Here is a 21381-nt window from a genome sequence, read left to right as displayed (position 1 = left end):
TTAAGTTCATGATCTTTACAGCGTAATAACTCCTGTAATAATAGCTACTAAAAGCATCACCATCGCTGTTCCAATCGTCCACTTTAAAGTAAAGCGCTGGAATTCACCAAGCTCGACTTTTGCCATACCGACCAATAGATACGTAGAAGCAACTAAAGGACTTAGTAAGTGAACAGGTTGACCAATCAATGAAGCACGGCCAATTTCTGCAGCATCAATACCGTATGCTGAAGCTGCTTGAGCAATAATTGGTAAAATTCCATAGTAGTAAGCATCATTTGACATAAAGAACGTAAATGGCATACTTGTGATGGCTGTAATCACAGACATGTAAGGCCCTAACGCATCTGGAATTAATCCTACTAAACTGTTACCCATTGCATCTACCATTTTTGTACCTGATAAAATGCCTGTGAATACGCCTGCTGCGAATACAAGAGATACAACAGCAAGTACATTACCAGCATGTGCTGTGATACGCTCTTTTTGAACTTCTAAATTTGGATAGTTAATCATGATAGCGATTGCAAATCCAATCATAAACAGAATTTGAAGCGGCATAACTGCTGTGATAAGTCCTACTAATAAGAGAGCTGTTAAAGCAAAGTTTACCCATAAAAGCTTCGGACGCTTGTACTCGATTCCTTCAGCAGCGGCTGCTTCTGCAAAAGCTACTTGAGCATTTGTAACGTCTTGAATATCAATAACACCTAAGCGCTGGCGCTCTTTTTTCCCGAAATAGTAAGCCGTAAATAATAACCAAATAGCCCCACCAATCATGGCTGGAATCATTGGTGTGAACACCTGGGAAGCATCTAACTTCAATGCGCTCATCACGCGAGCAGTAGGTCCGCCCCAAGGCGTTAAGTTCATAACTCCACTACCCATAATAGCGATACAGGCTAAAATCATAGGCTTCATGTTTAGCTTTTTATAAAGCGGAAGCATCGCTGAGAGCGTAATCATATATGTTGTTGTTCCGTCTCCGTCTAATGAGATAATAAGAACTAAAATAGCTGTACCAATTGTGATTTTTAGTGGATCACCTTTTACGATTTTTAAAATTCTTCCTACAACTGGATCAAACAAACCAGCATCAATCATAATCCCAAAATATAAAATAGCAAACATTAACATAACGCCTGTAGGTGCTAATTCTTTTACACCATTTAAAGCCATTTCTCCAATATCACTTGTGAATCCCCCTATGATTGCAAACAATACTGGAATAACCATTAAAGCAATAAGCGGCGTTAATCGTTTTGTCATAATTAGAAACATAAATGTACAAACCATCAAAAACCCAAGAATAGCTAACATTATTACCCCTCCTATTTTTGAATCCGCTTTCATAACAGTGGAAGCGATTCGTTTGTATGTATGACCCGCATATGTATGCCAGTTCGTCTATACGATTACAACATCGCTTGTTCACTATTAAGTTGTACCTTAAAACTTTAAAATTTTCTGTTTTTTCTTAAAATAATCATAATTTACAGGAGGGTATAGTGTAAATAATTCGTACTATAAAAACTTTTAAAACTTTATGGGTAATTAAATCCTTTTTGTTCATTGGAAGGATAAAAGAAAGGAAGAAGAAAAAGATAGGAAAATAAAAAAACGGAGAGAGAGGAACTATTCTCGTGAATTATTCAATTTGAACTCTAAGAGAATAAGCGCCAGGATGAGGAGTTTTATTCCATTGAGTAAGAGATTCCTCTAAAAATGGAATGTTTTTCAACTTCTTTGTTTGGAACTTTTCTATTTTTGAATATTTCTCTAAAGCATACGTATTAGCAAACATTTCTTGCGTTCTATTTCCTTCTTTTAAAAGCGTTCCATTTGTCATACGATCCACATGATGGCCTAATTCATGCAGAATGATAAAAGCAAATTGATGAGGCTTTTTATTTTTTGTTGTATCGATAAAGACAATAGGACATTCCGTTACTGTATATTTAATATAATCAATTTCAAACTGAAGTTTGCGCTTCTCTTTTGGAAGGTTATCATTAAATTGGCCATAGTACACGCCTAGCACATCTTTTCCTTGCACCTTTACACTGCCTAAGCAATACACACCTTTTAGCCCCTCCCAGTCTTTTTCGTCTGTTACATTAGCAATTTCCTGCAGGGCGGCTTTTTGCTTCGCGCTCATGACTCCGTGAAACGTTACACCATGAATTTGGATTTTTTCACTACGCTTAAACATCTTCTTGCCTCCTTTACTAAATTCCTTCTACAACATATTATTTAGCAATAAGTATATTCATTCACAATACATGGTTAAAAACATGAAGTTAATGTCAAGATTCCCGTTTTGATGTTTTTTAACCCTGCTTATATGCTGCTTCGTTTATTTTCTATTTTTACTATATTACATATGTAGCCATTAATAAAATATCATTTTTTTATGATTTATCATTACTTTTTTTTATTTCTATTTTTGTTTATCGATAATCTGAAGCCTACGTATCATTTTTAAATTTAAAACCATTGCTATATAAAGAAAAGGATAGCAAAACAACGAGTATAGCGTCTTCCATGCATTATAATAAAACACTTCTGTTTGGATACTCCTTTTGTAAAGAATCCATAAAGATCATATTTAACATCAAGATATACATCTCCTACCGATCCTAAAAACATAACAAACAAAGAAGTTGTGTACATTTCTATCCAGCTGATACGTTTCGGCATGACTAGTACACTCAAAATAGAAATCATCGTTGTAAGGATTAAGAGCACCATGCTGAAGAACTCGTTTTCTATAGGAGATAGAAACAGCTTTCCCATTGGATATTAAATTCATTCTGAAGGCTAAAAAATTAAGATTTCGTAAAAAAAGAGATTGAGGCATAACGAAATCAAGCCAATCTAAATACGAACAAATGGGATAAATGATTTGGACTGCGTGGTACGCCGCTGTTGATTTTCGTGCAAAACTTCACTTACCCTTCTGCGGGGTCTCAGCCACTCCACTTTCCCCGACGGAGTCTTCGCCTTGCCCTCTAATCAACAGCTAGAAGCAAATATATACAATCTACGTTCACCATCACAATAAAAAATCCGAACGAGTTGGATTCTCTATCAAGAATCTCGATTCATCGTTCGGATCTTCCTTCAACTAAACTACTTTTGTTTCCGCTTCTTTTTGTTAACGAAAGGAAATGATACAAGAACCAAGCTCTTGCTGTCCCCATTTAAGTGAAAGCTCATCATGATGAGTAAGCGGACCTACTCCCTCAGGTGTCCCTGTAAAAATAAGATCTCCTTTATCAAGACCAAAATGTTTTCCTGTAAAATCAATAATCGTTTGTAAGTCAAAAATCAAATCTTTAATATTCCCCAGCTGCACGCGTTCATTGTTTTTCACTAACGAAAAGTCTTTCTTCTTAGATGCTTCTACTCCTTCAAATGGAATAAAGTTTCCCACGACCGCTGAACGTTTGAATCCTTTTGCAAGCAGCCAAGGGTGCTTTTTTTGTTTTAATTCACTCTGCACGTCTCGAAGGGTCAAGTCTAATCCAATCGTCATCTCGTCAACAAGTTCATCTACTGTTATGCCCTCTTTGTAAGATTGTCCAATATGAAGAATCAGTTCAGTTTCAAAGTGCACCTCTCCTTGGTCGCTAGGAAGAGTGATTGATTGTCCAGCTGCTTCAACGAGAGCGTGAGTAGGTTTGGAAAATAAAAAAGGTGATGTTGGAATATCATTATGTAATTCTTTTGCATGCAGTGCGTAGTTCCGCCCCACACAATAAATATTTTTAATATCTTTCACTTTCATCATCCCTTCTTTCGTTCAAATAAAGATTTTTTAACTTGTATTCTTTTATTTTACAAGAAAAAAAAGATTGGGACATAATAAAATGAATCTAATCTAAAGACGTAAAATGGGGATAAATGAGCTGAACTGCTTATGACACCTTTGTTGATTTCCGTGCAACAGCTAGAAGGACCTGCCCACACGAAACCTACGTTCACCATGACCATAAAAAAAAACGAACGATCTATTTTTGATAGATCGTTCGTTTTTAACGCTAGCGAAACAACTTTTCTCACATTCTCTTTCTTTTAATCCGTTATTTTCTAGCCCATTTTGTAATGCCTTTGATATCATCTGGAGTTGTACGACAGCACCCTCCGATTAACTGAGCACCTGCTTCATACCAGCTGTGAGCGCTGCAGCCATACGTTTCGCCAGCAGATGTCCCGTTCCATGTTTTAGATTCAGCATCATAATGCTCCCCTGAATTTGGATACACAATGACTGGCTTATCCGTTTGAGATTTAATTTCTTTAATAAGTGAAGAAATATATTGAGGCGGCGTACAGTTAACTCCAAGAGCCGCTACTTGCTCATAGGAATCCAGATAGCGTGCACACTCCGAGATTAATGTTCCGCTGCTAATGTGCAGATCATCTTTTGCGCTGAACGTAATCCATGCGTACGCTCCTTCAAACTCTTCTAGCAGCCTCGCAATGGCTCTTGCTTCCATTAAATTAGGAATAGTTTCACAAGCTAATACGTCCGCTCCTGCTTCAATTAATGCTTTCATACGAGGACGATGAAATTCCATTAACTCTTCTTCTGTTACGTCATACTGTCCAGTATATTCCGATCCGTTTGCTAAAAATGCTCCGTAAGGCCCTACCGAAGCGGCAACAATTGGTTTTGGACGATTAAGACGATTCTCTTCTTGGTACCAAAATTCATCTCTCGCTTCAGCCGCAATTTTTACAGATGCTTGAATTAGCTCGCGAGCCTCTGATGCACTCAAGCCACGTTTAGCAAAACCTTCAAATGTGCTTTGATAACTTGCTGTAATCGCACAGTCAGCTCCTGCTGCAAAGTAGTCTTGATGCACTCTCTTAATCAATTCCGGCTGCTCCATCAACACTTTTGCAGACCATAAGCTGTCATTTAAATCACAGCCATATCTTTCAAGTTCAGTTGCCATTGCACCATCTAGTACAATCACAGGGAATGTATGTAAAATTTGTTGGATAGGATTCATTGTTTAATCTAGGGTTGTCCACTAGCAGTTAGCTTCGATTACCCTATCCTCCTTTCAGATAATTTAAAATATATGCAAAAAAGTCTAAAGGACTAGGCAACTTTTGTCAAGAAACCGAAAAAACGAGCATGGATTTATAACCAAGCTTTTTTTAATCGTTTTATTCCTTCTTCTATTTCTTCTCTCCCCAAACTTCCGAAGCCTAACAAAACATGAGGCTTTTGTTTAGGTACTTCCGTAAGCCAATAACGAGAGGTACCGTAGACGGAGACATCTTGCTTTCGAGCTGCGTTAATTAACTGCTGTTCGGTCATATCGTTGTGCACGCGTACAAGTATATGCAAACCTGCAGATTCACCTGATATCGTAATGTTTTCGTTAAGCTCTTTCTGTAAAGCTGCTAAAAGAGTAACGTGTTTCAGTTGATAAACAGTTCTCACTCTTCTTAAATGCTTACTCCACTCTCCATTTTTCATCATCAGCCCGAGCGTCCGCTGATGGAGAGTTGGAACAGCTTGCTCGTATAATGAGAAATGTTCATGATATTCCTTTAGAAGAACTTCAGGTAATACAAGGTAGCTGATTCTTAAAGAAGGCATAAAAGATTTTGAAAATGTACCTGTATAAATGACGCGCCCCTTAGTGTCTAAGCTTTGCAATGAAGGGATGGGAGAGCCTTTATAACGAAATTCTCCGTCATAATCATCTTCAATAATAAACCCGTTGCGGTCATTCGCCCATTTAAGAAGCTCTATTCTTCTTGAAACAGGCATGATCATTCCGTATGGAAACTGATGAGATGGTGTGACATAAACAGCTCGTGCTAGGCTGTCATAAAGCTCCTGGATGTTTATCCCTTTGTTATTAAGCGACACGGGTTTTAAGGAAAATCCATGCTGCTTAAATACAAAGCTAGCCCCGTCATAACAAGGATTTTCAAAGGCAATGTCCCTGATGCTTGGTTTTAGCATCTGCGCTAATAAACTGAGTGATTGCTGCGTACCTGCTCCAATAATAATTTGATGTTTTGAACAAACCACTCCTCTTGATTGATAAAGGTACGTCGCAATTTCTTTTCGCAGTGATTCTTCTCCTTGACTTTCTTGGTAAGTAAACAGAGATTCTCTATAAGTTTGAAGACTTTCATTGTATCGTTTTTTCCACTCATTCAAGGGAAACAAACGGCTATCAACTTTTCCATACCGAAAATCATAGGTACACGACTTTGTTTCTGAGTGAGGGTGTAAAAATACAGCCGGCTTTTTATCTATTTGCAGTAAATCAAACTGTGTATTCGTTACGTACATTCCACTTTTGGGCCTGCTTTCTACATATCCTTCAGCTAAAAGCTGCTGATAGGCCACATCTACAGTATTTCGACTTACGTTTAAGTAATCAGCAAGAGACCGGATAGAAGGCAGTTTGTCATTTACTTCCACCCTGCTGGATACAATTTCTTTTTTTATATATTCATATAGCTGTTGATACAAAGGCATATCATCTTTACGGTTTAATAAAGGTGTGAACTTCACGCTATTTCCTTTCATCTGTCCCTATTTTATTTTTCAAATCTGGCTCTTTTAGAGGGGATACATTTCTTTTACTATAAGTGTAGATCATTTGATTAAAAAGGAGAAGATTTAATGACTACTATTACAATTCGTCAAGCTAATGCCGCTGACATGGAAGCACTTATTTCATTAATGAACGAATACATTGTTGATTTTTACAAGCGCCCTCAGCCTACCAAAAAGCAGCTGAGAAATTTAATTAATCACTTATTTCAGCATCCGGATGCTGGCGTTCAGTTTATCGCGACTCAAAATGACGAAGCAGTAGGTTTTTCGACGCTTTATTTTACATTTAGCACCACGCGTGTAAAGCCTGTAGCGATTTTAAATGACTTATACGTTACTGAAAAAGCAAGAGGACAAAAAATTGGAGAAAAGTTATTTTCGACTAGTCACCAGTATACAAAAGAACATCAGTATGCAGCTATGTCTTGGGAAACGGCTTATGATAACACAGGAGCCCAAATGCTTTACAGAAAAATGGGCGGAAATGTAACGAACGATGAATGGATTCACTACGACATTTCAAACGATATTTTATAATATTCTTCCATCCATAAAGTTTTAACACGTTCTTAACACTCCTTTCATAAATGTGTTTTATGATGAATACGACAAATCAATTAGTTTCTGTATGTATTTGTCATATTCTCTGTTAAAGTTTTCACAAAGTGTTCAAACTTTAAGTGAAAACGCTTTCTATTTTTGTGTATAATAAAAATATGCAAATGAAAATGAATGTTACAGCTCGTTAATCATAAACATTTTAAATATGGAAGGAGTTTTGAAGATGATTTTAAAAGCATTAAGAAAAAACGGGGCCGTTACAATTAACTATTATAAAAACGGTTTGCTTCAAACGTTTAAAGGAAAAGTACAGCGCCTAGATTTAACAGACCAAACGCTTTCATTAAAAGATGAACAGCAAAATACTTTCTCTATTCGTTTATCGGGAATTAAAGAAATTTATTGATGAATAGTTTACAGTAAAAAAGAACATGATGTTCATTCTGCTTTGCAGAAGTCATCATGTTCTTTTGATTTTAGCTTTATTTAGCTGATGTTTCTGTTTCTTCTTTCCCGTACATATATTTCGAAGGGTCGACTGTTTGGAAATCCTTCAGCTTGTGGAAACGAAGCAAGTCTCCATAAAGCACTTGATCAGATAACTCCAGTTCTTTCGCTACCTTCTGTTTATAAGCTTTCATTTGATTATTTTCTTTAAGCGCTTGGCCCGTCTTAGAATCATAATACGTTCCATCCACTAATGTATATCTAGGAGATACGTAGTTGCCATTGCGGAATGCCACTACATCATCATGATCCTTAGAAAATAAATCTGTGCCAAATTGGATAAACTCTTTGCTGTCAATCCCTACTAAATGAAGAAGAGTTGGCACAACGTCAATTTCTCCACCGTACGTATGATTAACTCCGCCTTTTACTCCAGGAACGTGAATGAATAGAGGTACACGCTGCAGCTGAGCATTTTCATAAGGCGTAATTTCTTTTCCCATTACTTTTTCCATTGCCGCATTATGATTTTCAGAAATACCGTAGTGATCTCCATAAATCATAATCACAGAATTATCATAAAGCCCAGAAGCTTTCAGTTCTTGGAAGAAAGATTGCAATGATTCGTCTAAATAACGAGCCGTTTGGAAATAACGGTCAACTGTTGCATCGCCCGTGTTAGCAGGCTGTATGCTTGCCTCATTGTTTCCAAGTAAAAATGGAAAATGATTTGTTAACGTAATTAAATGCGCATAGAACGGCTGTGGTAAAGACTGCAGCATTGGAACAGATTCTTTAAAGAACGGTTTGTCTTTTAAGCCATAATTAATTTTATTTTCACCCGTCATATTGTAATAACTTGCATCAAAGAACTTATCCACACCGAACTGCTTGTAAATTTCGTTACGGTTCCAAAACGTCTTATAGTCTCCGTGCAGCACAGCGCTCGTATAGCCAGCTTTTTGATCCAAAATAGCTGGTGCTGCCTGATACGTATTGCTTCCTTTCAGTACAAAGGCGGAACCTTGAGGAAGGCCGTATAGAGAGTTGTCCATCATCAGCTCAGCATCTGATGTTTTTCCTTGTCCCGTTTGATGAAAGAAGTTATCAAAATACGTAAAGTCATTTCCATGGGCCAACGAATTTAAGAAAGGTGTCACTTCCTGACCATTTAATTTGTAATCAATTAAAAAAGACTGAAATGATTCCAAATGAATTTTAATAATATTTTTCCCTTTAGCTTTTCCAAAATAAACGGAATTAGGCTCCGCATAATGACTGTTTTTAAAATTAACGACGTTTGTTAAATCATTGCTGCTTGCAAAAGCTCGCTGTTTAGAGTTTTGAGCAGTCTGAACACCGTCATACATCGTATAATTATAGGCGCCTAAATACTTTACTAGATAATTGCGGTCAAAAGTTCGAGATAGAAGCTGCGGGCGATCAATTTCTGCTAATGTTAAGTTGACAGAAAAGACCATGAATCCTAAAGAAAGAATGGTTACAGCATTCTTAACCGATACTTTTTCATTATGCCAGTCAATTTTTTTACTAAAAAAGAAGAAAAAATAGATAATAAAATCAACAAAATAAAAAACATCATGTGCTTTTAATAAATCCATAATGCTTCCGCCCATACTCCCTGCATTACTTGTCTGCAATAGTGTAGGAAGCGTTACAAAATCGTTAAAAAAGCGATAATAGAGAATGTTGCTGTATAACAGCAGCGTCATAATGAAACTGCCTGCAAGAATCCAAGCTCCTGCTTTTTTTCCTTTAAAAAATAAGCCGATTCCTAAAAAAATCAGCACTGAACTCACAGGGTTTATGAACAGCAGAATTTGCTGCATTACGCCGCTTACGCCTAAGTTAAATTCAGTTTTATAAGCCACATACGACTTTATCCACATTAAAACAGCGGCTAATATGAAATAGTGCAGCGGCTTAGAAACGATTCGCTTCATTTTGATTTTCCTTTCTCGATTAGTTTATGAGTAGATTCACAAAGAACATATAGAAAACCTTTATCATTATACTCATAGAAAATGAAAATTAAATGAAATCCTAGCCTTCACAACCATAGATAGATTCTTTAAATTCATCTACTAGTTTACCTAATACCCACAAATAAATAAACTAAAATCACCTTTTTTATCATAAAACCCCTTCTTCCCTCATATACTGTATTCTGTTGCAACACCCGTACTGCAAACTTGTGCATTTTTTCACAATTTATCTACAAACTATTCTCATCTTGCTGTATAATAATAATTCTGCCTTGAGCATTCTCCAAATTCTTATGCTTAAGCTACAGCTTTCTTTTCATAACAGATGCACACATGAAAGGAGATGAATTAATGATTTTAAAAGCGTTAAAGAAAAACAAACATGTAACCGTGAATTATTACGAAAATGGCCTGCTTCAAACCTTCAAAGGAAAAATCCAAAATTTAAACCTAACCGACCAAACCCTCTCCCTACGAGATGAAAAACAAAACATTTTTTCCATTCGTTTGTCTGGCATTAAAGAAATTTATTAACAAAAAAGATCCTGAAGAACTCTTCTAGGATCTTTTTTGTATTTTTTATCCATTAATTATTGAAAAATAATCCAATTAATGTTAAATTAACTTTACATAATGTTAAATCAACTTAACAAATTTATTAAAAAGTCAGCGGGGGATCATATTGACTCTTATTAATCATGTAAAAGAGCTTAGAGCTAAACATGGATATACGCAAGGAGATTTAGCTGAAAAAGTTGGAGCCACTCGCCAAACCATCGCAGCTATTGAAAAGGGAAATTACATTCCTTCCCTACTGCTTGGTTTAACAATTTGTGATGTCTTTCAATTAAAAATGGAAGATGTTTTTACACTTCAAAAGGAGGAGAAAAATGTTGAGTAATGTTATTAAATCTTATTTGTTGAATGTAGTGTCTCTGTTGTGCGTAGGTTGGTTTTTATATGATTTTTTAAGCCTAAATATTCAATTTAGTGAAGTTATGACCCACCCTGAACCCCCGTGGGAAATTACTATGTCTATAGGGTCTTTTGCTTCTTTAATTGTGCTTTTAATCGTCTCATTTTTTTACTACCGCGCGCGTAAAAAGACGAAGAACGTTTCGCCTTTATTGTTCCCTTTTGAATTTGCAGAAGAAGATGAACGTGAAAAGATGATAACAGCAGAAGCTTGTAAGAAAGCCTTTGTTTTTCTCCTATTTTCTATTCCTATAGGGGCTATATTAATAGCTTTTTATCCGCTGCTACCTAATTCTTTTAGCTTCTATCCCATTGCCGTTCTTTTGCTTCTTTCTCTTGTGCAGTTAACGGTTTATTACGTATCAATTAGTAAGATTTACCGCTGATTAAAAAAAGGTTGTTCTAAAAAGAACAACCTTTTTTTAATCTAATAATTCGCTGAATTCCCCCACAAAAATAATCCGCCCTACATCTATTTCACTATTTTTTCATTTTCTCTGTCTATATTGAACTATAACAATTGAACGATGTACGTTACCTTCCATTGCAGTTTTTCTTCAGTGTTCAGTTGCAAAATAGGAAAGATAAAAGGAGCATATCAATGGCAGCTAATAAATGGACAAAATGGATGGTTGGTTTATCGAGCGTTGCTGCATTTACCACTTTTGTAGGACTTTCTCAAAAATATGATCAAACAAATTCAACAGCTACAGCACTAAATAACGATACATCAGCCAGTAATTCATCGCAAACCCAAACGGAAGATGAGACGGACCTATTTCCAAATTCAGGACCTGACTCCAATACGGACAATGGAACTAACGGGCAAGATCAGTGGTCAAATGACAGTTCTAATGAGCAAAGTGATCAATGGTCAGACGATGATTCGATTAATCAGCAAGACCAGTGGTCAAATGATAATTCCTCCAATGACCAGGATAACTGGGGGAATAATAATGATTCCTCTATGCAATCAAGACCTTCTTAAGGATGTGATGTAATGAGCTACTCATTTAAAGCGATGAATACCGAATTTAATGTATATCAGCTGGAAACACCTGTAATCAAAAAAGTGGAGAGCTGGTGTTATCTTGTAGAAGAAACCCTAAGCCGCTTTCTTCCAACAAGCGAGCTTTCACAGCTTAATTCGCTGAACGGAAGATTATTTTTACCGTCAAAAATGTTGTATGAAGCTGTAAAAACAGCCTCTTACTATTACAATGAGACAAACGGAATTTTCAACCCATTTCTTTATCATTCTATTCAAACTCTAGGATATAACCAAAGTTTTGAACAACTGCCTAACAATCAGCTTCCTCAAGAAATAGCAGCTTTTGATGCTGTTAACCCTATTATGATTCACAAAGGAATGAGAAGTATTCAGCTTGCTTCTAATGTCGGTCTGGATTTAGGCGGAATCGCAAAAGGTTGGAGCATTCAGCAAATGGCGAATCAATTAAAGAAAAAAGGAACTTCACTTGGTGGAATCGATGGAGGGGGTGATATTGTAACGTGGGGGCCTGCTAGCAAGCACTGGTCCATTGCGCTCTCTCATCCATTTGATTTATCAAAAAATCTCATGAGTATTAAAGTAAAGAGCAACAGCGGCATTGCCACAAGCAGTGTGGGCAAGCGATTGTGGAAAGTAAATGGACACACTCACCATCATATTATTGACGGCAGAATCAGCAAGCCTAGTTCATCAGAGCTTCTGCAAGTAACGGTTGTTTCAGAAGACTTGACCGTTTCTGAAGTCTATGCAAAATGCATGCTTATTCTCGGGTGGGACGCCGGATTAAGATTAGCTAAAATGCATCACCCTTCTTTAGAGGTAATTGCGGTTACAAAAGAAGGCGAAGTGTTAATCGAAAAAAATGTGAAAGGTCAGGTATACCATTATGGCTACTCTCCTCGCGCAATTTAGTGCCCACTTTCCCGTTTGGAATACCATTCGGGCAGCCGGCTTAACTTCTTATTTGCTCATGTTTGTATCGATTGCCGCTGGCATTTCTCACAGCTTTTCATTTTTTAAACCAAAACGAAAAAAACAGCTTTTGCTGGTTCATCAATCATCAGGGTGGTTCGGATTATTATTTGGCATGATTCACGGACTTGTTTTATCATTTGATCAATCTATTCATTTTTCACTTTCTGACATTTTAATTCCGTTCACTTCCGATTACAAACCAGTTAGCACAGGTCTTGGTACTATTTCACTCTACATTTTATTTGTACTGATTATCACATCCGATTTTATAAGACAGCTGGGGAGAAAAACATGGAAAGCCATTCATTTTCTTGCTTTTCCAGGCTATTTGCTCGCACTGTATCACGGCATTACTTCTGGAACAGATACACAGCAGCCGCTTATTCTTGGGATGTACAGCATCACTGGCTGCATCGTTTTGATTTTGCTTTTTTTACGAATTCAACACCAGTCATCAGCTCCTAAGAATCCCCAAAAAGCTCAGGAAAACTAAAAAACGCACTCTATCATAGAGTGCGTTTTTTCTTATCCGCGTCCTGCTTGGAATGATGGGTACTGTGTCATACCGCCGTCAGCAAAGAGTGTAATCCCTGTTACATAACTTGCCTCTGAAGAAGCTAGCCATGCAGCAACCGCTGCAATTTCTTCCGGCTCTCCAATGTATCCCATTGGAATCATGCTTTCTACATCTGCACGCTGCTCAGGATCAGCAAATTTCTCAGCGTTAATCGGTGTATTAATCGCTCCCGGTCCAATGTTATTTACACGAATACCTTTTGGAGCGTATTCTAATGCAAGTGTTTCGGTCATGAGCTTCATTCCGCCTTTACTTGCTGCGTAATGAACAAATAATGGCCAAGGAATTTTCTCGTGAACACTCGACATGTTAATAACTGTTCCCTTAATATCATTTTCCACAAAATATTTAATCGCTTCACGGCTGCCTAAAAATGCTCCCGTTAAGTTCGTATCAATGACTTTATTCCAATCGCTTAAAGACATTTCATGAGACGAAACCGGATTTTCCATTCCTGCGTTATTAATCATAACGTCTAGCTTTCCAAATTCTTTAATAGCAGATTGAACTAAATTGATCACATCAGACTCAACTGTTACATCACCTTTGACGGCAATAGCCTCTCCGCCCACTTTTTTAATTTCTTCTAAAACGCTGTTAGCTTCTTCTTCTTTCGAACGATAGTTCACAACTACTTTAGCTTTTTCTGTCGCAAAACGAATCGCCATTGCTTTTCCTAAACCGGTAGATGAACCTGTTATGACAACTACTTTTCCTTCTAAATCTTTATACATTGCTAATAACCTCCTAGTTAGCTTTTGGCGAGCCCTAACATGACTCCTGCTATGATGATCAGTATAATCCCAATAATAATCCCAACTAACTGACGCTTCGTTTTCTTCTCACCTAAAATAATGATCCCGCCTAATGTTGAAATGACGATTCCCATTTGAGAAAGCGAAAAGCTTGTCGCTACGCCTACTTTAGGTTGTGAGATGAATAAAAACATATTACCAGCGGCCCAAATAAGACCTGGGATAATGTTGCGAATTGCATATTTATTAAATGGCTTATGCTTGAACGTCAGCAATACTCCTCCAATAACCATACCAATTGCTTGAGGTAATAAAGCCGACCATCCGTCTACATTAAATAGACGGGCTACTACAACATAAACTAAATAACCAACGGTTGAAATTAATAAAATAACAATTCCTTTTTTGAAGTTTCCTTTTCCTTCTTCAGCCTCTTTCTCTTCTTTGCTTTGAAGTGATGCTAAAACAATCCCTACAATAATAAAGATAAGAGCGAGCACACCAAGAATGATTGAAGTTTTTGTAGACCACTCGTGAAACACAATTACTCCAAATAATGAAGTGGAAACTAACTGAAGCCCCGTTGAAATAGGCATCGTTTTAGAAACTCCAATTAAATCAATACTTTTCAGCTGATTACTTTGTCCAACTGCCCAAAATAGCCCCGAAACAACTCCAACCCCAAAGATTAAAGGTGTAAACGTAGGGTGTACAAAAATATAAATACCGATGGAGAAAATTAAAGCTCCCAATGTGGTTCCAAGCGTTTGACTATAAGGTCCTCCGCCTAGTTTCACATTGAAAAGCACAATGCTTCCCCAAAATATGGCTGGTAAGACGGCTAAAAATATGTCCATGTTTCAAAACCTTCCTGTGTTAAAATTAAATGTCAAAGTGCATATTCCCCAATTTTTCCGCCATTAATCCCTTTTCAGGGACATTTTATGGATTAATGACCGCACGAAATATTCTTTGGGTAGCGAAAACTGTATACCTTAATTTGTTCTAGGAGAGAAAAAGATATACTTTCTAACGCAAAAAAACAGCTTTTCCAAATAAAAGCTGTTCTGTATGATTTAATTTATTTTTAACATATAGCGATTAATAGGTCTCCCCACTCTGCCGTATTCAACTGATAATTTCAGCTCGTTTTCCTGTTCTAAAAACTCTAAATACCTTCTTGCTGTAACACGCGCAATTCCTACGCCGTCCGCCACTTCTTCAGCAGAAATTGGATGATTTTGTTCGGAAAGATATTGTTGTATCCTCCTTAACGTAACCGCATTTAGCCCCTTGGGAAGCAAATCGGCTTTTTCTTCGAATTGCTGAAACAGCATAGAATCTAATTCAGACTGAGTAATATGTTCTTTTTGACTTATTTTAACTTGAAACGAACGATACTGCTCAAGCGCTTGCTTCATTCGTTCAAACTTGAACGGTTTCATAATATAATCCACAGCGCCATATTGAAGCACTTTCCGTACGGTTTCAATGTCACTTGCAGCCGTAACTGCTATCACGTCTGTTTTATAGCCATTTGCTCGAATTTGCTGTAAGGTGGTTAAGCCATCTTGACTAGGCATATACATATCAATAATCGTTAAATCAGGCTGATGCTGTTTAATGAGCTGTATACCTTCTAAACCATTCGAAGCTGCAGCGATAACGATGAATCCTTCAACTTGTTCAATAAATTGGCGGTTCACTTCTTGTACCATAGGATCATCTTCTATGAGAAGCACCGTCCATTCTTTTTTATTCATTTCCCACTCCCCCTATAAAAAGAATGTAATGATAAAAGTCGTTCCAACATCTAATTCTGACTCTACTTCGATCTGACCGTTTCCTTTTTCAACAATTTGTTTTACTAAATGCAAACCAATTCCTCTATTTTCCTTTGCTTTGGTTGAAAAACCTTCATCAAAGATTCTCTCTACCTGATCTTCATTCATACCACACCCGTTATCTTCAACTAATATAGAAAGAATGCCGTCATTTTGTTCCATACTTATATAGATCTTCCGTTCACGACGCTCCATATGCTGATACGAATCAAAAGCGTTCTCAATTAAGTTACCAATAATAATCACAAAATCATGATGATCTAAGTAAGGAGGAAATGAGTGAAGCTCGCTGTGGCGATCGATAGCTAACTCAATTCCAAGTTCTTTGGCACGGCTGACTTTGCTCAACAGCAATCCCGATATACTTTCATCTTTAATATGCTTATGAAGAAATTGTGTGAGCTCTTCTTGCTGTTCAGACACTTGAAAAACGTACTGAAGAGCCTTGTCTTTATTTCCAAGTTGGATAAGCCCTGCAATCGTATGAAGTTTATTCATGTATTCATGGTTTTGAACTCTAAGAGCGCTTACAAATGATTTAACTCCTGTTAACTCTTCAGCTAATTTTTTAACTTCCGTTCTGTCTTGAAAAACAGCGACCGCACCGACTGTGTGATTATTAACCTTAATCGGCACACGATTGCTTAAAATATTCAAATTTCGAACTTGAAGCTCTCGATTATAAACAGGCTGATTAAGCTGCAGAATTTCTGGAAGCCTTGTATCTGGAATCACATCATAGATCTTTTTTCCAATTACCTCATCGGGTACATCCATCATAATTTTCGCTTTATGATTAAAAATAGTGATGTTCTCCTCTTTATCAATGGCAATGACTCCTTCATGCATGGCATTAAAGGTCTCCGTTCGTTCTACGAACAAACGAGCAATTTCATGGGGTTCAAGTTCAAACATCTCTTTTTTGATACGAGATGCAAGCGCCCACGCTCCCCATCCTCCAAAGAAAAGAGCAAGACCTGAGATAAGAAAGATTTCTTTTTTTAAACTTAAAATGACCTCTGTAAATTTCGGAAGAAGATAGCCTGAGACAACCACTCCTACTTGTTCATGCTGATCGTTTACAACGGGCACAAAAGAGCGAATGACCATTCCGCCTTCTCCTTTTGCTTTATCGGTATAGGTATGTTCTGCAAACGCCTGTCCCTCATCATCTCCTTTAGAGGTTTTTCCAACCATGCTTTGCAAAGGGTGAGACAAACGTTCATGATTCATATTCATAACCACTACATAATAAGCACCGTGAATAATGCGAATCGGCTCTACAATTTGATTAATGTTCTTACTATCTTTTTCAATTTTTTCTCGAATTTCAGGCATTTCAGCAACTGTTCTCGAAGTGATTAAAGCCCTTTGCTCTAAATCATTTTCTTTTGACTGTACAAAATTATTAATTACCACGATACTTGCTAAAAACAACGAAAAGGCCACGATAAAAAAGATTAACCCGGTCATTTTCGTTTGCATCGATAAGCGCATCATAGCGGAACACCTACTGCTGATTGAAGTTTATTTTAATTTTACCACGTTGAGAAATTGCGTGTTAGAATATTTGTAGAGAAAAATTATTGAATCGTGGGGTTGGACATTTTGAAGATGTTTATAGGGGCAAGTATCATTGTTAGCGTTTTCTTGATGATCTATGTTTTTTTGCAGTATACGGTTATAAATCAGGATAATGTGTATCATGACGATGAGCAAAAAGGATTAAATAAGCAAATTGTGATTAATTTTAGCCACGTGGTAGCTGAAAATACTCCAAAAGGCTTAGCCGCTCAAAAATTTGCTGAAATCGTTAATCAAAAATCGGATGGTAAAGTTAAAATTGAAGTATATTCAAACGGCGTATTGTATTCAGACGACGAAGAACTTGCCGCCCTTCGCCGAAATGATGTACAAATGATTGCACCTTCCATTTCAAAGCTAAGCGACCTCTCCTCTACGTGGCAACTTTTTGATCTTCCCTTCATTTTCGATGATTACAGCGAGGCAAAACAAGTGTTTACCGGTAAAATCGGACAGGATTTGTTGAGTACGCTGCAAGAGAAAAACATTAAAGGGCTTGCTTTATGGAGCAACGGCTTTAAACAAATGACTAGCAATACGAAACCTTTGCTCCATCCAGCAGATTTTCAAGGTCAAACATTTCGCATTATGCCAAGTGAAGTAATCAAAAAACAATTTGAACTTCTTGGCGCCAAGCCTCAGGCTGTCTCGTTTAATAAAGTATATCAATCCCTTGAACGACAGGAATTTGATGGACAGGAAAATACCATTTCTAATATTTATTCAAAACGTTTGTACGAGCTGCAAAAATATATGACCATCAGCAACCATGGATACTTGGGCTACGCTGTTCTAATGGATGAAAAGTATTGGGACAGCCTCCCTGAAGATGTAAAACAACTATTAAGTGATGCAATGGTAGAAACAACTAACTGGATTTGGACTCAATCAAAAATGATGAACGATAAACAGCTGCAGCAAATAAAAAATAAATCTGGCATGCGCGTTTATTACTTAAATGATTTACAAAAAGCTGAATGGAAAAAACAGTTTAACTCTCTTTATCAATCGTTTGAAAACAATGCCACAAAACAAACGCTTGATATCATTCAACAAATAAAAAATATCGAAAGCAAAAAGTGATGACTATATGTTCATCACTTTTTTTGACCAAAATGACCAAAAAGAACATTATCACCAGAAATATAAATAGTTAAAATTATCAGTTAATATAAGGATAAGAATAATGTAAGCGTTAACAAAAACATTCTCGAAAGGAGCATTACGTATGAAATTAAGTTTTAAAAATCTAACTGTTCAAGTTGTTATCGGTATCCTTCTTGGTATTGCAATTGGCTTCATGTTTCCTGAATTTGGAGCTAAATTAAAAGTATTGGCTGATATCTTCATTAAATTAATTAAGATGGTGATTGCCCCAATTATTTTCTTAACAGTGGTCATCGGTATCGGAAGCATGGGAGATTTAAAGAAAGTGGGACGAATTGGAGGTAAAGCTCTTTTATACTTTGAGATTGTCACTACTTTTGCCTTAGCAATTGGAATTATCGTTGTAAACTTTATCAAACCTGGGGCTGGCTTTAATATCAATGGCGCAAGCGGAGCTGATGTTACTCAATATACGCAGCAAGCAGCTGAAGCGGAGCATGGCTTTATGGAGTTTATCATGGGAATTATTCCAGACAGCGTATTTGGCGCAATGGCAAATGGTGAATTATTGCCAATCTTATTCTTTGCCGTACTATTTGGAATGGCTACAGCTACACTCGGCGAAAAAGCGGCTCCTGTCATTACATTCTTTGAACGCTGTACAGATATTTTCTTTGGAATTGTTAATATGATTATGAAACTTTCACCTATTGCCGCGTTTGGAGCGATGGCTTATACGATCGGTAACTTTGGAATAGGCTCTCTTCAAAAACTCGGTTTCTTAATGGGATCTGTTTACATTACTATGTTCTTATTTATTGTATTTGTACTTGGAACCATTGCTAAGATTTATGGATTTAATATTTTTAAATTCATTGCTTTTATTAAAGAAGAAATTCTACTTGTATTAGGTACGTCTTCTTCGGAATCTGCACTGCCAAAAATGATGGACAAAATGGAGAAGTACGGATGTTCAAAATCTGTAGTAGGACTTGTCATTCCAACTGGTTACTCATTTAACCTAGATGGAACAGCAATCTACTTATCAATGGCTGCTATCTTTATCGCTCAAGCGTATGGAGTCGACCTGTCGTTAATGCAAGAGATTACGCTACTTGGTATTTTAATGTTAACGTCTAAAGGAGCTGCCGGAGTTACTGGCTCTGGATTTATTACACTAGCAGCTACGCTTGCTGCATTCCCGATGATTCCAGTTGAAGGAATCGCGCTGTTAATTGGGGTAGACCGCTTTATGTCGGAAGCTCGTGCCATTACAAACTTAATTGGAAATGGTGTAGCAACTGTAGTTGTATCGAAAATGGAAAACGAATTTCATCCTCCTGTAGAAACAGTACAGGACGTTAATTCCGCACCTCCATTAGCTAAGTAATAAAAAAAGAGGTTGAGACATAGCCAGATGAATTCAATCTAAAGACGAATAAATGGGATACATGAGCTGAACCGCTTATGACACCGCAGTTGATTTCCGTACAAGACTCCAATCAACTGCTAGATGGATCTAAACAAATGAAGCCTACGTTCATCCCCACAAAAAAACGAATCACTAATCAAAATGTTTGATTAGTGGTTCGTTTTTCACTTCATCTTAAATACTTTTGTCCCAACCTCTTTTTTAGGATTAATGCGTTTCTTTTTTAGAACGTCCGCTAAGTTTCCCAACAACAACAACTAAAATAGCTAACAAAATAGGAATAATCGTATGCAAATGCGGATTTAACCCTTCTAATACGTGTCCCACCGCTTTGTCTTTAAAGATCATTTCACCAGCAGTATAGCCAAGAAGCGCTGCTCCGGCAATGATGATAATCGGGAATTTTTCCATAATTTTCATTAAAAGCTGACTTCCCCAAATGATTAACGGAATGCTGATAACAAGACCAAGGATAATGAGTAGAATACTGCCGTTAGCCGCACCCGCAACCGCTACTACGTTATCTAAACTCATAACAAGATCCGCTATAATAATTGTTTTAATAGCACCTGCTAGAGTTGAATTCGCTTTAATATCTCCGTCATCTTCACCTTTTAAAAGACTAATCGCAATCCATAGAAGAAGCAGGCCTCCGATGAAATTTAAAAATGGAATTGTTAATAAATAGACAGCGACAAACGTTAGCCCTACACGTAATACAACCGCTCCTAATGTACCGAAAACAACCGCTTTGTTTCGATGCTCGTCCGGAAGATTCCGACAAGCTAAAGCAATCACGACTGCGTTATCGCCACTCAGTACAATGTTAATCAGTAAAATTTCTAAAAGATTTAAAATAAAACTCTGATCCATAAAAAAACTCCTTGATTGATTTTTATTAGTCTATTTCTCTATCTCTTATTTCATTACTAGAAATAGAGAACTAAAACTCTATCAATATAAACCGTTCTTATCCTTTAATGAAAAGAAGTAGTTATTTCACTAACAGTATTTTATCACTAAAAAGAAATTTGAAATAGGTATTTGTAAAGGAAAAGTCAGTTCATTACAATAAATCAAACCTTATCCTTTATCTTTCATCTATTTTTCACCATCGCTCTCTACTATTAGTAGCAGGAGAGCATTTATAAAAAATAGAGTGATTTTTATAAATAATACAAGCCTCCAATGCTTCTTCGTTATTTTGTAGTTTTTCGTCAGCTACGATATAAGAAAGGAGAAAATAGGTATGATTTTAAAAGCGCTAAAAACAAATAAATTATTAACTATTAACTATCAAAACAACGGTTTTGTTCAAACGGTAAAAGGTTATATTCAAAACTTAAACTTACTCGAACAAACTCTTCTATTAAAAGATGAAAATCAGCATGTACGATCACTTCGCCTATCAAGTATTAAGAATATTTATTGATAAAAAAAAGAAGAGATTGAGAGATAACTACACCAATCAACCGCTAGAAGCAGCTAAATAGAGTACATTCACGTTA

At 36.8% G+C, this 21381-nt stretch carries 22 protein-coding genes; 11 read left to right on the top strand and 11 right to left on the bottom strand.

The genetic code is table 11. The annotated features are described in order from the left end of the window. Positions 1-15: 15 nt before the first annotated feature. The 5 genes from AC0C45_RS07800 to pdxR form a co-directional block, all read right to left on the bottom strand. On the bottom strand, positions 16-1320 hold the full coding sequence (locus AC0C45_RS07800) for a CitMHS family transporter (RefSeq protein ID WP_034654158.1): 1305 nt from the start codon (positions 1318-1320) through the stop codon (positions 16-18). Between the two features lie 328 nt (positions 1321-1648). Next, positions 1649-2212, bottom strand: a complete 564-nt coding sequence (locus tag AC0C45_RS07795; RefSeq protein ID WP_047932369.1) for an ImmA/IrrE family metallo-endopeptidase — start codon at positions 2210-2212, stop codon at positions 1649-1651. Between the two features lie 945 nt (positions 2213-3157). Beyond that, the gene (locus AC0C45_RS07790; protein WP_013081877.1) at positions 3158-3790 is read right to left on the bottom strand and encodes a fumarylacetoacetate hydrolase family protein; all 633 of its coding nucleotides are present in this window, start codon (positions 3788-3790) and stop codon (positions 3158-3160) included. A gap of 295 nt (positions 3791-4085) precedes the next feature. Beyond that, positions 4086-5021, bottom strand: coding sequence for a homocysteine S-methyltransferase (gene mmuM / locus AC0C45_RS07785; protein WP_171777668.1), 936 nt, complete (start codon positions 5019-5021; stop codon positions 4086-4088). Between the two features lie 134 nt (positions 5022-5155). Further along, complete coding sequence (gene pdxR, locus AC0C45_RS07780) at positions 5156-6568, bottom strand: MocR-like pyridoxine biosynthesis transcription factor PdxR (protein WP_051975640.1); 1413 nt, start codon at positions 6566-6568, stop codon at positions 5156-5158. 96 nt (positions 6569-6664) lie between these two features. Between pdxR and AC0C45_RS07775 the strand changes: the two genes are divergently transcribed. Continuing rightward, positions 6665-7135 carry a GNAT family N-acetyltransferase gene (locus AC0C45_RS07775; RefSeq protein WP_034654168.1) on the top strand — a complete coding sequence of 157 codons (471 nt, stop codon included), beginning with the start codon at positions 6665-6667 and terminating at the stop codon, positions 7133-7135. Between the two features lie 229 nt (positions 7136-7364). Next, positions 7365-7565, top strand: a complete 201-nt coding sequence (locus tag AC0C45_RS07770; protein ID WP_074893948.1) for a YolD-like family protein — start codon at positions 7365-7367, stop codon at positions 7563-7565. A 76-nt stretch (positions 7566-7641) separates the two neighbouring features. On the opposite strand, the gene ltaS is transcribed toward AC0C45_RS07770, so the two are convergent. Continuing rightward, on the bottom strand, positions 7642-9570 hold the full coding sequence (ltaS, locus tag AC0C45_RS07765; RefSeq protein WP_237893518.1) for a lipoteichoic acid synthase: 1929 nt from the start codon (positions 9568-9570) through the stop codon (positions 7642-7644). Positions 9571-9945: 375 nt separating this feature from the next. On the opposite strand from ltaS, the gene AC0C45_RS07760 reads away from it, so the two are divergent. From AC0C45_RS07760 to AC0C45_RS07735, 6 genes are all read left to right on the top strand, one after another. Next, positions 9946-10146, top strand: coding sequence for a YolD-like family protein (locus AC0C45_RS07760; protein WP_370881275.1), 201 nt, complete (start codon positions 9946-9948; stop codon positions 10144-10146). A gap of 148 nt (positions 10147-10294) precedes the next feature. Continuing rightward, positions 10295-10513: a helix-turn-helix transcriptional regulator gene (locus AC0C45_RS07755; protein WP_237893516.1), complete on the top strand. Its 219-nt coding sequence runs from the start codon at positions 10295-10297 to the stop codon at positions 10511-10513. After that, positions 10503-10973 (top strand): DUF2178 domain-containing protein, encoded by a 471-nt coding sequence (locus AC0C45_RS07750; protein ID WP_034654174.1) that lies wholly within the window; start codon positions 10503-10505, stop codon positions 10971-10973. The genes AC0C45_RS07755 and AC0C45_RS07750 overlap by 11 nt, the downstream gene beginning before the upstream one ends. Before the next feature lie 215 nt (positions 10974-11188). Beyond that, the gene (locus AC0C45_RS07745) at positions 11189-11575 is read left to right on the top strand and encodes a hypothetical protein (protein ID WP_237893514.1); all 387 of its coding nucleotides are present in this window, start codon (positions 11189-11191) and stop codon (positions 11573-11575) included. Positions 11576-11587: 12 nt separating this feature from the next. Further along, entirely contained in the window at positions 11588-12511 is a 924-nt protein-coding gene (locus tag AC0C45_RS07740; protein ID WP_034654180.1) for an FAD:protein FMN transferase, read from the top strand. Further along, positions 12486-13067 carry a ferric reductase-like transmembrane domain-containing protein gene (locus AC0C45_RS07735; protein ID WP_472928017.1) on the top strand — a complete coding sequence of 194 codons (582 nt, stop codon included), beginning with the start codon at positions 12486-12488 and terminating at the stop codon, positions 13065-13067. The genes AC0C45_RS07740 and AC0C45_RS07735 overlap by 26 nt, the downstream gene beginning before the upstream one ends. A 32-nt stretch (positions 13068-13099) precedes the next feature. Here AC0C45_RS07735 and gdh read toward each other — a convergent pair whose 3' ends face one another. From gdh to AC0C45_RS07715, 4 genes are all read right to left on the bottom strand, one after another. After that, the gene (gene gdh / locus AC0C45_RS07730; protein WP_013055546.1) at positions 13100-13885 is read right to left on the bottom strand and encodes a glucose 1-dehydrogenase; all 786 of its coding nucleotides are present in this window, start codon (positions 13883-13885) and stop codon (positions 13100-13102) included. A gap of 17 nt (positions 13886-13902) precedes the next feature. After that, a complete protein-coding gene (locus tag AC0C45_RS07725; RefSeq protein WP_013081864.1) occupies positions 13903-14763 on the bottom strand; it encodes a RhaT/GlcU family sugar-proton symporter in 861 nt (286 codons plus the stop codon). Between the two features lie 219 nt (positions 14764-14982). Next, on the bottom strand, positions 14983-15669 hold the full coding sequence (locus tag AC0C45_RS07720; protein ID WP_115653111.1) for a response regulator: 687 nt from the start codon (positions 15667-15669) through the stop codon (positions 14983-14985). A 12-nt stretch (positions 15670-15681) separates the two neighbouring features. Then, positions 15682-17250, bottom strand: a complete 1569-nt coding sequence (locus tag AC0C45_RS07715; protein ID WP_472928016.1) for an ATP-binding protein — start codon at positions 17248-17250, stop codon at positions 15682-15684. Positions 17251-17358: 108 nt separating this feature from the next. Here AC0C45_RS07715 and AC0C45_RS07710 point away from each other — a divergent pair, with 108 nt between their 5' ends. Together AC0C45_RS07710 and AC0C45_RS07705 are read left to right on the top strand one after the other, a co-directional pair. After that, the gene (locus AC0C45_RS07710; RefSeq protein WP_047932374.1) at positions 17359-18417 is read left to right on the top strand and encodes a DctP family TRAP transporter solute-binding subunit; all 1059 of its coding nucleotides are present in this window, start codon (positions 17359-17361) and stop codon (positions 18415-18417) included. A gap of 145 nt (positions 18418-18562) precedes the next feature. Beyond that, on the top strand, positions 18563-19831 hold the full coding sequence (locus AC0C45_RS07705; RefSeq protein ID WP_013081860.1) for a dicarboxylate/amino acid:cation symporter: 1269 nt from the start codon (positions 18563-18565) through the stop codon (positions 19829-19831). 249 nt (positions 19832-20080) lie between these two features. Here the strand turns inward: AC0C45_RS07705 and AC0C45_RS07700 are convergent, their stop codons facing one another. Continuing rightward, complete coding sequence (locus tag AC0C45_RS07700; RefSeq protein WP_034654187.1) at positions 20081-20746, bottom strand: TerC family protein; 666 nt, start codon at positions 20744-20746, stop codon at positions 20081-20083. A 376-nt stretch (positions 20747-21122) separates the two neighbouring features. On the opposite strand from AC0C45_RS07700, the gene AC0C45_RS07695 reads away from it, so the two are divergent. Continuing rightward, the gene (locus AC0C45_RS07695; protein ID WP_013081858.1) at positions 21123-21305 is read left to right on the top strand and encodes a YolD-like family protein; all 183 of its coding nucleotides are present in this window, start codon (positions 21123-21125) and stop codon (positions 21303-21305) included. Positions 21306-21381: the final 76 nt, after the last annotated feature.

The sequence above is a fragment of the Priestia sp. VA7 genome, from assembly GCF_055710015.1.
Note: the sequence above shows the minus strand (reverse complement) of the source record. Positions and strands in the feature narration are given on the sequence as shown.